The 13,907-nt window shown below is 40.2% G+C and carries 14 protein-coding genes; 3 read left to right on the forward strand and 11 right to left on the reverse strand.

The features are described from left to right. Nucleotides 1-24: 24 nt before the first annotated feature. Genes ACNSN3_RS13815 through ACNSN3_RS13825 form a run of 3 tightly spaced genes read right to left on the reverse strand, consistent with a single transcriptional unit; the run spans nucleotide 25 to nucleotide 1,247 of the window. Entirely contained in the window at nucleotides 25-642 is a 618-nt protein-coding gene (locus ACNSN3_RS13815) for a LysE family translocator (RefSeq protein ID WP_010392467.1), read from the reverse strand. A gap of 9 nt (nucleotides 643-651) precedes the next feature. Further along, nucleotides 652-834 carry a hypothetical protein gene (locus ACNSN3_RS13820; protein WP_010392465.1) on the reverse strand — a complete coding sequence of 61 codons (183 nt, stop codon included), beginning with the start codon at nucleotides 832-834 and terminating at the stop codon, nucleotides 652-654. A gap of 14 nt (nucleotides 835-848) precedes the next feature. Then, nucleotides 849-1,247, reverse strand: coding sequence for a DUF3224 domain-containing protein (locus ACNSN3_RS13825; RefSeq protein ID WP_418607776.1), 399 nt, complete (start codon nucleotides 1,245-1,247; stop codon nucleotides 849-851). Between the two features lie 88 nt (nucleotides 1,248-1,335). Here ACNSN3_RS13825 and ACNSN3_RS13830 point away from each other — a divergent pair, with 88 nt between their 5' ends. Then, on the forward strand, nucleotides 1,336-3,114 hold the full coding sequence (locus ACNSN3_RS13830; protein ID WP_418607778.1) for an ABC transporter transmembrane domain-containing protein: 1,779 nt from the start codon (nucleotides 1,336-1,338) through the stop codon (nucleotides 3,112-3,114). Nucleotides 3,115-3,128: 14 nt separating this feature from the next. Here the strand turns inward: ACNSN3_RS13830 and ACNSN3_RS13835 are convergent, their stop codons facing one another. Both ACNSN3_RS13835 and ACNSN3_RS13840 read right to left on the reverse strand, forming a co-directional pair. Beyond that, nucleotides 3,129-3,794, reverse strand: a complete 666-nt coding sequence (locus ACNSN3_RS13835; RefSeq protein WP_418607780.1) for a hypothetical protein — start codon at nucleotides 3,792-3,794, stop codon at nucleotides 3,129-3,131. A 95-nt stretch (nucleotides 3,795-3,889) separates the two neighbouring features. After that, nucleotides 3,890-4,522 carry an OmpA family protein gene (locus tag ACNSN3_RS13840; protein WP_010392457.1) on the reverse strand — a complete coding sequence of 211 codons (633 nt, stop codon included), beginning with the start codon at nucleotides 4,520-4,522 and terminating at the stop codon, nucleotides 3,890-3,892. A 184-nt stretch (nucleotides 4,523-4,706) separates the two neighbouring features. On the opposite strand from ACNSN3_RS13840, the gene chrA reads away from it, so the two are divergent. Next, nucleotides 4,707-5,858: a chromate efflux transporter gene (gene chrA / locus ACNSN3_RS13845; RefSeq protein ID WP_418607782.1), complete on the forward strand. Its 1,152-nt coding sequence runs from the start codon at nucleotides 4,707-4,709 to the stop codon at nucleotides 5,856-5,858. Here the strand turns inward: chrA and ACNSN3_RS13850 are convergent. The 4 genes from ACNSN3_RS13850 to speA form a co-directional block, all read right to left on the reverse strand. Next, nucleotides 5,818-7,077: a mechanosensitive ion channel family protein gene (locus tag ACNSN3_RS13850; protein WP_055012721.1), complete on the reverse strand. Its 1,260-nt coding sequence runs from the start codon at nucleotides 7,075-7,077 to the stop codon at nucleotides 5,818-5,820. The genes chrA and ACNSN3_RS13850 overlap by 41 nt on opposite strands. Continuing rightward, entirely contained in the window at nucleotides 7,074-7,994 is a 921-nt protein-coding gene (locus ACNSN3_RS13855) for an acetyltransferase (protein ID WP_418607786.1), read from the reverse strand. Before ACNSN3_RS13855 ends, ACNSN3_RS13850 begins: the two co-directional genes overlap by 4 nt. Nucleotides 7,995-8,012: 18 nt before the next feature. After that, complete coding sequence (locus ACNSN3_RS13860) at nucleotides 8,013-8,885, reverse strand: acyltransferase (RefSeq protein WP_054202838.1); 873 nt, start codon at nucleotides 8,883-8,885, stop codon at nucleotides 8,013-8,015. A 61-nt stretch (nucleotides 8,886-8,946) separates the two neighbouring features. Continuing rightward, on the reverse strand, nucleotides 8,947-10,827 hold the full coding sequence (speA, locus tag ACNSN3_RS13865; RefSeq protein WP_418607788.1) for a biosynthetic arginine decarboxylase: 1,881 nt from the start codon (nucleotides 10,825-10,827) through the stop codon (nucleotides 8,947-8,949). A gap of 198 nt (nucleotides 10,828-11,025) precedes the next feature. On the opposite strand from speA, the gene speE reads away from it, so the two are divergent. Further along, the gene (speE, locus tag ACNSN3_RS13870) at nucleotides 11,026-11,889 is read left to right on the forward strand and encodes a polyamine aminopropyltransferase (RefSeq protein WP_054202836.1); all 864 of its coding nucleotides are present in this window, start codon (nucleotides 11,026-11,028) and stop codon (nucleotides 11,887-11,889) included. Between the two features lie 65 nt (nucleotides 11,890-11,954). Here speE and ACNSN3_RS13875 read toward each other — a convergent pair whose 3' ends face one another. Together ACNSN3_RS13875 and ACNSN3_RS13880 are read right to left on the reverse strand one after the other, a co-directional pair. Next, nucleotides 11,955-13,193: a hypothetical protein gene (locus ACNSN3_RS13875; protein WP_010392442.1), complete on the reverse strand. Its 1,239-nt coding sequence runs from the start codon at nucleotides 13,191-13,193 to the stop codon at nucleotides 11,955-11,957. Then, a complete protein-coding gene (locus tag ACNSN3_RS13880; protein ID WP_010392440.1) occupies nucleotides 13,171-13,797 on the reverse strand; it encodes a methylamine utilization protein in 627 nt (208 codons plus the stop codon). Before ACNSN3_RS13880 ends, ACNSN3_RS13875 begins: the two co-directional genes overlap by 23 nt. Nucleotides 13,798-13,907 lie beyond the last annotated feature (110 nt).

Below are 13,907 nucleotides of genomic sequence, written 5' to 3' on the forward strand. Positions count from 1 at the left end.
TACGCAATTCAATCACTTTGATAGTTAAAATCCAATAACCACTTTAATTGCCAGCGCAATAAATACCGCACCTAACAGCCTATCTAACCAGATATTTTGCTTAGTAAAACCAAAGCGCTTTTTAGACACCTCAGTAAGTAGAGCCACCAGTAGATACCAGCCAGTATCAATGACAAAAACCGTTAAGCACATAATAACGCCAATATTTAAAGTAAGGTTCTCTGGGTCGATAAATTGTGAAAATAACGCCAAAAAGAAAATTGCTAGTTTGGGGTTTAAAAATGCAATGGCAAAGCCATCTTGTAACGCCTTAGAGCTGCTCACTTCGCTTTGCTGAATGTTTAGCTCGCTGTCGTTGGGCTTTGAAAATAGTATTTTCAAACCTAAATATGCTAAATAGGCTGCCCCTAAATACACTAAAAATTGGTACACAGTAGGAAATTGCAACATCAATGCGCCTAACCCCAACAATGAAGCCGCTGCATATAATCCCACTCCAAAACCATGGCTTAACGCTGCCAGCATGCCATTTTTCATGCCACCGCTTAAGCTATGCTTTAATACCACAGCTAAACTGGGCCCGGGCGACATTGCGCCCATCATGCACACCAATGCTAAGCTCAACCATAATGATAACGCCATTAGTAACCCTTATATTTCTTCATTTTCAATAAGTAATGTATAACCATGCACTTGCCCATAAAAGCCTGTTAATGGCACTGCGTTTATTACTTTCCAACCGTCTTGGTTTAATTCCTGTATGCGATCATTTAGTGCGACTATATCTACCCCACCCAAAAAACGAGCCTTTCTGAATTCGATTACTTTTTGCATTATAAATACCTGCTTTATAGGCTGTATTCAAAATCATAATGGTGAATACCTTGCTCTATGCGTATCGCCATACTGCCTGTTAATCCTGCGAGCTCATCAGTGCCTGAGTCGGGCACCACTTTTAAAATTAAGCTGTCTTGGCCTTTGTCCATAGTACCAAAATGCTGCAGTACAAAACTGCCTTTCTTGCCCTCAAGCTCGCCCATCACTTGCTCTATTGCAACATAACCAGCACTACCTTGGGTGGGAGTCATGGCGCTAAGCATTTCGCCTTGGCTAGTTGCCGTTAAGCTGCCAGTAAATTGTTTATCAATCGACATCCGACCTAAATTAACGCCTTGCTGTCCATGTGCATACCCTTCTATAGGCGCTAATGTAACGGTAAACTCGCCTGTTATCTGTTTAGCTGTCATAATTTTTCCCTATTGATGATTTTTAATACTATTGATTTTTAATCTATTGATGCCATATCTATACCTTAATCATCAATAAGAATCTACTATGCCTACAGACAAGCCTGCTTCAGATAAAGCCGCCTTTAGCGCTTTATTCCCTATATTCAATTTTATTAAGCCTTATAAATGGGTGGTTTTAGGGGCTCTAGTAGCATTACTTGCCACCGCAGGGGTTAATTTATCGCTAGGCCAAGGCGTTAAGTTTGTGATTGATCATGGCTTTATTGCCGGCTCGCAAGCGCAATTACAACAAGCTGTTTTGGTATTAATTGGCTTGATCAGTTTATTGGCAGTGGGTACATTCAGCCGATTTTATTTAATGTCGTGGATTGGCGAGCGAGTCAGTAATGACATTAGAAAAGCTGTATTCAATCGTATTGTTACCTTGCATCCGAGTTACTTTGAAGAAAATCGCAGCGGCGAGCTGATGTCGCGACTCACCACCGACACCACATTACTACAATCTATTATCGGCTCATCATTCTCTATGGCGCTGCGAAGTGCGTTGATGTTAGTCGGTGGCTTAATTATGCTGCTTGTTACTAATTTAAAGCTTACCTTGGTCGTTGTGGCCTGCGTCCCTTTAGTACTGGTGCCTATGTTGGTTTTTGGAAAAAAAGTACGCAAACTAGCAAGCTCCAGCCAAGATGCGATTGCAGATATCAGCACCTACGCGGGTGAGATCATTCAAAATATAAAAGTGGTACAGAGTTATAGCCATGAACAGCAAGAGCAATCTGCTTTTGCTAATGAAACTGAAAAGGCCTTTAACGTTGCCAAAAGCCGCATTAAACAACGTTCGTTTTTAATTGCAGCAGTTATTTTTCTTACCTTTAGCGCTATTAGTGCCATGCTCTGGGTAGGCGGTAGTGATGTGCTCGCAGGCACTATGACGGGCGGTGAACTTGGCGCGTTTGTATTTTATGCCATTATGGTGGCCATGTCGGTAGCAACCGTTGCTGAGGTTTATGGTGAACTACAACGCGCCGCAGGGGCCGCTGCCCGACTGCTTGAACTGCTCGCCGTTAAAAGTAAAATACAAAACCCCGAAATTCCACAAGATGATCAGTTACATGCAACAACAAGCAACAGTGCAATTTCACTTGAAGGTATTAGTTTTAATTACCCTTCTCGCCCAGATGTAAGCGCATTAAATAATATCAGCTTAAATATTGAAACAGGTAAAACCGTGGCTATTGTTGGCCCTTCAGGTGCCGGTAAAACCACCTTGTTTGAACTGTTACAGCGTTTTTATGACCCTGCCAGCGGAGCGATTAAGTTTCATAATATAAATATTAAACAGTTGTCATTAAATACCTTGCGTAACAAAATGGGGATGGTGGCACAAAACCCGATTTTATTTAGCTCTGATGTTATGCATAACATTCGCTATGGAAACCCAAGCGCCAGTGACGAGCAAGTTTATACGGCCGCCAAACATGCCCATGCTGATGAATTTATAAAACAGTTACCACAAGGCTATAACAGCTTCTTAGGTGAACAAGGTGTAAGGCTATCGGGTGGGCAAAAGCAGCGCATTGTTCTTGCTCGCGCCATTTTAAAAGACCCAGAAATACTGCTACTTGATGAGGCTACCAGCGCGCTTGATGCGCAAAGCGAGCATCATGTTCAGGCCGCACTTGAACACTTAATGCAAAATAGAACAACGCTGATTATTGCCCATAGACTGGCCACGGTAAAACATGCCGATATGATTGTGGTAATGGAAAATGGCGAAATAAAAGCTACAGGCACTCATCAGCAATTAATGGCAAGTAACCCTTTGTATCAAAAACTATGTGAATTACAGTTTAATTTAGATTGATTGCATTTTAGTTGCTACTTCTTTTTAAGCCATTTATTCATTGCGGTATCGTAAGCCTCAGTTAGCTTAGTTTTATCGCACTTTACACCAGCTATGTAACTTTCGGGCAAGTCATTTTTTGGCATAACCCCTGCACCAACGGATACCTTTCTAAAACAGCTATCACCTCGTCGATAAGTGGTAAATTGCATATTTTGCTGCTCTATTTTTAATAGTGGCTTTACCTTGCCTGGATGCTCTTTTGAAACTGTAATACGCTTTTTCTGAGGGTCACTCTTTGCAGTATCAGAATAGCCAGTTTGTTGCTGTAAAATACTGTTGAGTCCTTTGTTTAAATCGATCTTTTTATAAGGCTTTAAAATTACAGGCTGAGTATTTTTCGTGATGGTATTTAGCGGCTTAGTCGTTTTCTCTGTTTTTTTATAATTAATATTTAGTGGTTTTGATTGGGTTGCATTAATAAGCTCAATAGATTTAATCTCTGTATTTTTATTTGTATGAGCGCGTTGTTGAGGGACTTGTTGTGTTGCTTTAATTTTAGCTGGCACACTTACCATATAAGCTTTAATTGGGGTTGATTGCGGTGGTTTTATGTCAGGTGCTTTTAATGTGGCAACAAAAAGCAAAACTAATCCGTGTAAACATATTGATAAAATAATTGCCGTGCGCCACGCTGCCATAAATATGTCCTTATCGAAGAACTATTTGTGACAGCTAACGCAGGCAAAAGTGCCATTAAAATATACAAAACCACGCATTTGCGCGGTTTTAGCTATTAACCTTGTGTATTAGGCACTATTTGAATTTCGACGCGGCGGTTTTGCGCGCGACCATTCGCGGTATCGTTAGTGGCAATTGGGCGTGATTCACCAAAGCCGCTCGTGCTTACTCGTGCAGCCATAATTTGTTGGTTTACCAAGTAATTTTTTACACTTTGTGCACGCTGCTCTGAAAGAGTCATGTTGTAACTATCTTTGCCCGTGCTGTCGGTGTGACCTTCAACACTTAAGTAGGTTTTTTCGTATTTATTCATTACACTTGCTATCGCATTTAGAGTGTCATGAAAGCCCGATGAAATATAAGATTGATCAGTCGCAAACGTAATATTAGAGGGCATCACTAAGCGTAAGTTATCACCTTCACGTACCACTTCAACTCCCGAACCTGCTAGTTCATCACGAAAAGCAGCTTCTTGTTTATCCATGTAATCACCTACAGCTGCACCCGCTAACGCACCAATAGCTGCACCAATAAAAATACGTTTATCTTTGTGGTTACCTGTAGCTTTACCTAGAATTCCCCCTGCTGCAGCACCAATAGCGGCGCCTTTACCCGTGTTATTCATTTCACAGCCAGAAAGTAATACGGCTACGACAGTGACACTTAAAAGTGATTTGGTTAACATCATGGTAATTTCCTATTCATTTAGAATTTATTATTGCAATTATGCAAACATTTGTATGAACCAAAAATGAAGAGTAACGTAAAACACGTATTATTACTTACTTCATACGGACTAATGATAGCGTTTCATAAAAATGTCATACTTATTTGTGACACTTTAATGATTTATCAAAAAGGCGATGGCCACTATGTTAATTGCGATTTTTAGGCAGTTTTTTTTGCTTGGCTGCATGAGTTTTGGCGGCCCTGCCGCCCATTTAGGTTACTTTAAACATCACTTTGTTGATTCGCTGCGCTGGTTAAGTATCAGTCGCTATTCACAGCTAATAAGCCTCAGCCAAGCTCTGCCTGGCCCTGGCTCTAGTCAGGTTAGCTTTGCAATTGGAGTAGAGCGTGCAGGTGTAATCGGTGGCATCACCGCATTTATTGGTTTTACCTTGCCTTCTTTTTTAATAATGACACTGCTTGCTATTAGTGCTCACCAATTTGACGCCGTTTATTTTGCTGTGATCACCGGATTGAAGCTCTTTGCTGTAGTGATTGTTGCCGATGCGACCCTTAGTATGGCCAAAAGCTTTTGCAGCAACCTAATCCTTAAGCTAATTGCAGTTATAAGCACCCTAGCTCTTGTTCTACTGCCGATGTTAGGTACACAAATTATTATTTTACTGATTGCGGCCGCAGTCGGCGCTATCTGGCCACTCTTAAAATTAAGTGATTTATCACAGCAAACTAGCAGTGAACAGGGGAAAGTTAACTGGGTTGCACTTAGTTTATTTGCGCTACTGCTTGGAGTTAGCTTTATTCCAATAGGGCAAGAATTTGCGTTATTTGCGCCTTTTTACCAAGCTGGTGCTATGGTATTTGGTGGAGGGCATGTTGTGTTGCCAGTACTTCAAGCGGGTGTGCCAACGTTAAGTGATGATCAATTTTTAACGGCTTACGCCAGTGCTCAGGCTATACCTGGGCCTATGTTTACAATAGCCACCTACTTAGGCGCGCAGCTAAATACCGAGCAGCCAATAATGGGCGCAATCATAGCTACATTATTGATATTTACCCCAGGGTTTTTACTGATGTTGGCATTTCAGAAAAGCTGGATTAATTTAGCCAGTAATCCCCGCTTTGCCAGCTCAATTGCCGCGCTTAATGCCGCCGTGGTTGGTTTTTTAGCTGCAGCATTGTATTCGCCCATTTGGACTTCAGCTATTAATAGTGTGTGGCATATTGCATTAGTGATTGCTGCATTTGCGTGGCTACGTATGAAAAAGCCACCTATTTGGTGGCTATTATTGCTCTTTATTGGTGTTGGCCTTGGACAGCATTATTGGGCACTTTAATACTAGGTTTGCCCGCCATATTCACCCCGTCTGCTGGGCTTAACTGCCCACTGACACTTTGATAAGCGCGCAGTCCAAACACCGGTAATACGGCCAGTAAATGATCCATAATTTCAGCTTGTAAATGCTCGTACGATATCCAACGTTTGTCTTCACTAAAGCAGTAAAACTCAATCGGTAAGCCATGGTTAAGCGGTTGTAGTTCACGCACCATGAGTGTGAGCGAGGTATTGATTTTACTGTGTTGCTTTAAGTAACCCTCTGCATAGCGACGAAATAACCCTAAGTTCGACACAGGATCGGGAAGTGTGCCTAGTCGAATATATTCTTGCAGTGGTATTGCCGCTTCTATTTGCGCTTTAAAATCATCATCAACTAAAAAGATGCTGTTCATATCAATATTTAAAGAACGTTTAATACGTCGCCCACCAGATTCTTGCATACCGCGCCAATTTTTAAATGAACCGGCCACCAGCATATAAGTGGGTATAGTCGTTATGGTGTTGTCCCAGTTACGCACTTTTACAGTATTAAGTCCTAAATCAATTACTTCGCCATCGGCGCCGTAGTTATCTACTTGGATCCAATCTCCATAGGTCACTAAGCGGTTGGCAGCAATTTGAATGCTGGCGACAAAACCTAATATGGTGTCTTTAAATACTAATAAAGTAACAGCGGCGATCGCACCAAAACCAGAAAGAATATAAGTCGGCGATTTTTCAAGCACAATACTAACAATTAATATTGAACACACAATAAAGGTGATCAGCTTCACTACTTGAATTAGCCCTTGAATAGGCACTTCGCGGGCAAAGTCTAGTTGGTTATAAATAGCGCCAGCAATGCTCACTATGCTGCTAATAATAAAACCTATATAAATAATTAATAATGCTTGGCCAATGGTTTTAAGGATCTCTTGGGCAATTTCATTAACGGGGTAAACACTATCAAATGTGGCTAAAAAAAGCACACAACATAGCAAACAGGCAATTCGTTTATTGAGTTTGGTCAACATAGGTGACAATGAACCAATACGCTCAGGCGAGAGTTTAGTCACCACCTTTTGAATACCCGGTAACATTAAGCGACGCGTAAATAAGTAAACAAATAATAAAGAAAGAATGCCAATGGATGAGGCCGTGATTGCACTGAGAAAAAAAGCATCGGGGACTTTTTCAAACCAAGGAGTAATTAGCTCCTGTAGGTGTGTTTTGGTCATGGTATTTCAATTTCCTTACTGGGAGTTAATTCAGTACTAATTTGCTGAATATGAATAGCGCTTAATTGCTTATCTTTTTTTGTCCATAAATTATTTAAATATTGCTGAAACTCGGCTCTAAACGCGTGATCTGTTTGGTAACTGCCAATCATCTGTGTATTTATTGGCATCACCTCAATTGTAATATTAATAGACTCTAGTTCGCCTTTTAAAATATTACGACACACATGATCTGACTTGCCGCTATACACTAAACTAGTGTTAAGCATAGCGTCAAATTGCTCGTTTAAAACTTCTAAGGCAAAAGCAGTTCCACCAGCCTTAGGCTTTAATAAATGCTGAAAAGGACTTTGTTGATGCTTATGCTTTTGCGCTGTAAAACGCGTACCTTCTACAAAGTTCACTATGGTTGTAGGGTGATGACGAAAATTACGGCAACTACGCTTAGTACGCTCGACATCTAGGCCTTTTAAATTCGGATTTTTTGCCAATTGCGCTTTGCTCACCCGTTTCATAAAGGGCATACCCATTGCCCACGCACCAGTGCCTATAAATGGCACGTATTTAAGCTCATCTTTTAAAAAAAACTTAGGAGCTGGTAATGCATTTAACGAGCTTAATACCGCAATATCAAGCCAGCTAATATGATTACTAATTAGCAAATACCAGCTATTAGCATTTACCTCCCCACTAATATTAACTTTAATATCATTACAGCCTAGCCAAAGCCCTAAGCGGTTACCTTTACACCACCCCTTGTACGCACCGTGTAATAATTTACTTACTACGGGTATGGGCAAAACCAATTTAATTAACCCAAGGGTAAGCACTAATGCGCCAAATATTATTAAATTAGCAAATAAAACACAGCCAACAATTAAGCCATTTAACCAATTAGGTAACCATTTTTTTAGCATAACTGTCAGCTCATTTTGTTATTTTTGTTTTAAATTAACGAGCGTCTGGTTTTTTTCTTCCCACACGCGATTTAATTCACTTTGAAAACGTACTCTAAAGTCAGGATCATTAGTGTAATCACCAATTAAGTCATCACTAACGCCTTTTACTTCAACATGTACATCAATGTGTTTTACTTTACCGGCTGCAAAATCCATAAAAGTAGGAATGCCCTCAGGGTAATGAATAGTGACATTTACCACCTTAGAAATTTGCTCACCCATAGCTTGCATTACAAACGCCACACCACCCGCTTTTGGTTTAAGTAAGTAAGGAAACGGGCTATTTTGCCGCGCATGCTTTTGCGCTGTAAAACGCGTCCCTTCAACAAAGTTAACCACACTAACCGGCATTTCTTTAAATTTTTCACACGCTTTACGAGTCGTTTCTAAATCTTTACCACGCAACTTGGGGTTCTTTTTTAATTGGCTTTTACTGGTGCGGGTCATAAAAGGAAAGTCGAGCGCCCACCAACATAAACCTAAAACAGGTACGTAAATAAGCTCTTTTTTCAAAAAGAAGTTTAAAAAAGGTATTTTGCGGTTAAACACTCGCTGTAACACTAAAATATCCACCCAGCTTTGGTGGTTCGCGATAACTAGGTACCAATCTTTCAATTTTAGCTCTTCTAGACCGGTTACATTTAGCTTTGTTGGCGTTAATAACGTTTGATTTAGCGTGTTAAACGTCACCCAAATAGAGGCACATTGCTTGGCTGTCCAACTCATTAATTTTTGAAGTCCCTTAATTGGGATTAGCTTAACGATGCCACAAATAAAAATAGGTACAAACCAAAAAAGAGTGTTTATTGTGTAAAAGAAAATACTAAATACACTGCGAATAACTGACATTACTTCTATTCCTTTAAACATCGCGCAGCCACAAATGACCGCGCTGAACTATGCAACTAAATTAATCTTCAAAATAGGTGTAGCCTTCAAGCCCTGCATTAAGCTCGGCTAAGTAACCTTCTTTACAGTGATCTGATACATCAAGTTCGTTAATTTGAGTGGCAAAGTTATCAGCTAATAACTCGCTATCATAATCAACAAATTTTAATACATCCTTAACGCTGTCACCTTTAATGGCATTGGTTAATACATATCCTTGCTCATTAAGCTCAACATGAACTGAATCGGTATCACCAAATAGGTTATGTAAGTCACCTAAAATCTCTTGGTATGCCCCTACCATAAACATCGCAATATGATACTGCTGACCTTGTGTATATTCAGGAATAGGTAAACTGGTTTCAATTCCTGCACCTTCAACGTACTCACGTATTTGCCCGTCAGAATCACAAGTAATGTCTTGGATAATAGCGCGCTGAGTAAGCGGCTGCGTTAGGTTTTCGATGGGCATAACCGGAAATAACTGCTGAATGCCCCACACATCGGGTAGCGACTGAAATAATGAAAAATTCACAAACAGTTTATCGGCTAGTTTTTCGTTTAAATCATCCAGCACTTCGCGGTGAGCTCGTGCATTAGAGCTTAATGAAGCTCGAACGCGATGTAAAATAGTAAAGTAAAGCTGCTCTATTTTCGCCCACTCTAGCATGCTCACTAAACCATGCACGTATTGATCGTGTGCTTCACTAAATAAGTGCATTGCATCATGATAAATCTCTAATGCCATACGCGGGTTCAAACGTTGTAAACACTGCCACATTTCATCCAATACTAAGGCACTGTTTTTAACAGGTGGTTCTGGGTTTAAATGATTTGGCGCTGTTTCAACATCAATCACATCGGTAATAAGCACCGCATGATGTGCAGTAAGAGCACGGCCAGATTCGGTAATAATTGCAGGGTGAGCTAAGTTATGTTGGTCGCACACCTCGGCAAATGCATTTACTACATTACGCGCATATTCTTCGACTGTGTAGTTCATTGAGCAAGCACTACGTGAGCCTGAACCTTCGTAGTCAACGCCAAGCCCGCCACCCACATCAACAGTATTGAGCGGTACACCGTATTGAGTTAATTCAGCAAAATGGCGAGCACACTCGCGCAAAGCACGATGAATATCGCGAATATTGGCAATTTGAGAACCAATATGAAAATGTACCATCTGCATTAAATGCAACTTGTTATGTTGCTTGAGCACTTCCACTGCACTGAGTACTTGTCCTGCAGTTAAGCCAAACTTACCTTTTTCACCACCGGTATTTTGCCATTTACCTTTACCAACCGAATTTAAGCGAATACGAATACCAATAGCAGGCTCAATACCTAAATTATCAATTTCTTCCAGCAGTGTGGTTAGCTCAGAGAGTTTTTCAACCACAATTTTAACGCTGTGCCCCATTGCTTGACCAATACAGGCTAAACGTAAAAATTCACTGTCTTTGTAGCCGTTACATACAATAGTAATAGGCTCTTTTGCCACACCTAAAATTGCCATTAGTTCAGGTTTAGAACCGGCTTCAAGCCCCACTAAACCACTTGGGTGTGCTAAAAGCTTACTTACTACAGAACGCTGTTGATTTACTTTTATAGGGTAAACACAGGTGTATTTACCATTATATTCACGGTTAGTGCGCGCTTGAGTAAACGCATTGGTGAGCGTATCTACACGATTTTTTAAAATATCGGTAAAGCGCACCAGTACTGGTAAGGTTAATCCTTGCTGTTTAAACTGCTCAGTAAGCTGGCTTAAAGAAATGGCAGGTTTTGTTTGGTCGCCATCCGGATAGGCTATCAATTCACCTTGTGCGTTAATATCAAAATAACCATCGCTCCAATGAGCAACATTGTATGTAGCACGTGCTGTTTCTAAACCCCAAGTCATGGCAACTCTTCTTTATTAAATTAGGTGTAAAGGGGCATTTTAATACGTCACTATCTGCTAAGCTAACAAAAATTGAACTTTCCCCTCTTTATAGCTAACTTTATTCGCTAAAGAGAGTAAAATTTGATTGAGCAATAGCCCAAGCACTGGCAGAATTGCCTCCTTTTTTCATACTCAACCAAAAGTGTAACAACAACTATGGCAAATTTAGATCAAAGTAAGTGGTTTACTGAAATTAGCGACCGCGATGGCAGCGCATTTTCATTACGTATTAACAAAAAGTTAGATGAAAAACAGTCTCCTTTTCAAAAAGTAGAAATGTTTGAAACCACAGACTTTGGTAATTTAATGATCATTGATGGTTGCACTATGGTGAGTAGCCGTGAAAACTTTTTTTATCATGAAATGATCAGCCACCCAGCATTACTAGCACACCCAAACCCTAAAAATGTGGTTATTATTGGCGGCGGCGATTGCGGTACATTACGTGAAGTGCTCAAGCACCCAAGTGTAGAAACTGTGACACAAATCGATATTGACGAAGTGGTTACCCAAATGTCGTTAAAGTACTTCCCAGAGTTATGTGAATCAAATAACGATCCACGTGCCACTGTGATGTTTGACGATGGCATTAAATATATGCGTGAAGCAGCTGGTGAGTCTATTGATATCGTGATTGTTGATGGAACTGATCCGGTAGGCCCTGGTGAGGGTTTATTTAACCATGCGTTTTATATTAGCTGTTTAAACGCACTTCGCCCTGGTGGAATACTCGTACAACAAAGTGAATCGCCATTAATGCATATGCCACTTCTGGTTGAAATGCGCGAAGCTATGCTAAGTGTTGGTTTTAAAGACTTGCAAACTCTTCCATTCCCACAACCTATTTATCCAAGTGGGTTGTGGTCGGTGACGCTAGCTCGTAAATCTGAAGCATTTAACGGTTTTAGAGAAGACGGCGCAGCCATAATTGCTGAGCATAGTGAATACTACAATGGCGGCATTCATCACGGTGCACTCGCAACACCTAATTACATGAAACGCGCTTTTGACAAAAAATAAAAAGCCATTAATACAAAGTAGGGCTCACAAGAGCCCTTATCTGTTTCAATTTGTTATTCTTCCAACTAAAACCGAAACTGAGCATTTAATGCTATTTGCTGCTGCGATATTCTCGATGCTTTATTCATAGCTACTCGGTTATCTGCTTGGCTATGAAGCGCTGACCCCTCAACACCTATTTGCCATTGTGGTGTAAGCTGATAACGCCAAGTTGCTGTTAGTCCCTCGCCATGACTAGCATTAGGGTCAAACTTCCAATCGTCTTTGTCTGTCACCTCAAAATAATCGTAACGTACTGAGAAACGGTGGCGTTTTATTTTATGACTCAATAATGCAAAATGACTATAAAATCGAGTATCAACGCCGCGGTTTTGACCCATAGCCGTACCACCCGACATTATTTGGATAATTAATCGTGTTTTCGGTGTAAATTTATTTAGCCATGCGACACTTAAAAATCGAGTATCCCAGGCATATTGACCCGTATTATAATTAAGAGCGCCAGGGTCACCATTGTTATCATAGTAGTACACTCGCAACTGAGACTTTTTTAAATAATCCCAATGTCCACCAACGTAATAACCAAATCGCCCATCGACCTCTTCAAACGGTAAAACTTGGTTTGCTTGAAATTGTAACTGTGGAGTATTTAAAGACGCAACAGGCGCAAAAGCGAGAGCCTCATTAAGTGTTGTTTGGCGATCATGCAAAGCAAAGCCTCGCCAAGCGAGTAATGTCCCCGCAGGATCGTTACCTTTAAATGTCGCACCAACCAAACTAAAACTATGGGCACTATTAAAATTACGGGCTGGGCGTTTAATTGTTGCTTCAACACCTAGCGTTCGCAGCTCTTCACCTACCCAAGAGTTAATTGCCGAATTGGTATAGTTATATGCAGATAACCAGCCCATATCAGGGTTTTCTAATGACAATTGTGGATAAAAGCCACCCACTTTAATATGCCATTTATAATCACTGCGAACTAAAGGTTTATATTGCAGATAAGCCTGACTAACCCCCAAGGTACTTTTTGGGTCTTGATATAAATTAACTACAGCATGGGCAGACCAACTAGAACTTATATCTGCACTTAAATCAATAATTCCCTGAGATAAAACCACACCTTGATTAGCCGCATCATGGCGATATAAACCAATTCCACCCTCTTGCCAGCTTAGTTGTGAATCAGCTTGCACTGCCCTTACTTGCAGCAAACCTTTAACTTGTGCGTTGGCTGAAAAAACACTCAACAAGCAAATAACAACGGCTAAGCCCAATAGACTATTCATAATCGTCAAACTCATCAACTTCAACCCTAATAGGCAAAGTTAGTTTTTGTTTTAACTGATAACTTAATTTATTGTTAGTTATAACAACTTCTTGCGACTCTATGTTGCTAATATCTCTAAAGCCTTCATGCCAAACATTTAGTTTATAGGCTCCATTTGGGATATCGAACGATGCAAGGCCCTGCTCATTGGTGATTGCATAATATGGGCTATCTACAACAACAATGTAACCCAACATCCAATCATGAATATTACAACCAAGCTCCACAACTCCTGTTTGTTCAAATGTAATTGGATCTTGTGGTTGTTCTCGATAAAGCTTTAATTCAAATGTTTTGCTTTTAGAAAATGAATACACGTGATGCATTATCGAGTCAGCGTTAGGAAATTCAACTTGGCTGTTTTTTTCAACGACTAAGATATGTGGCGTAAATTGGCGATTCTTTTGTGTCATAGTGAAAAGTGATTTATTTATATTCACGCCAGAGGCTTGCTCTGGAGCTAGCCAAACAACAACATTTTCTTGAACTTTTTGGTTGTTATTATAAACAGTAACCGTTGCTGCACTGCTCTTAAAAACAATGATACAACCTAAAATAGCGAGTAAAATTTTCAGCATATTTTCTTCTTGTTAAATTCTTTTTATTTATTATAGAACTAAATTACATAAAGTTTTGCAGATTAATTAACACACTCTTTTTTAGCTAATTAATTGAATACGTATGCAGC

Source organism: Pseudoalteromonas sp. US3C1004 (genome assembly GCF_048401065.1).
Lineage (GTDB): Bacteria > Pseudomonadota > Gammaproteobacteria > Enterobacterales > Alteromonadaceae > Pseudoalteromonas > Pseudoalteromonas undina.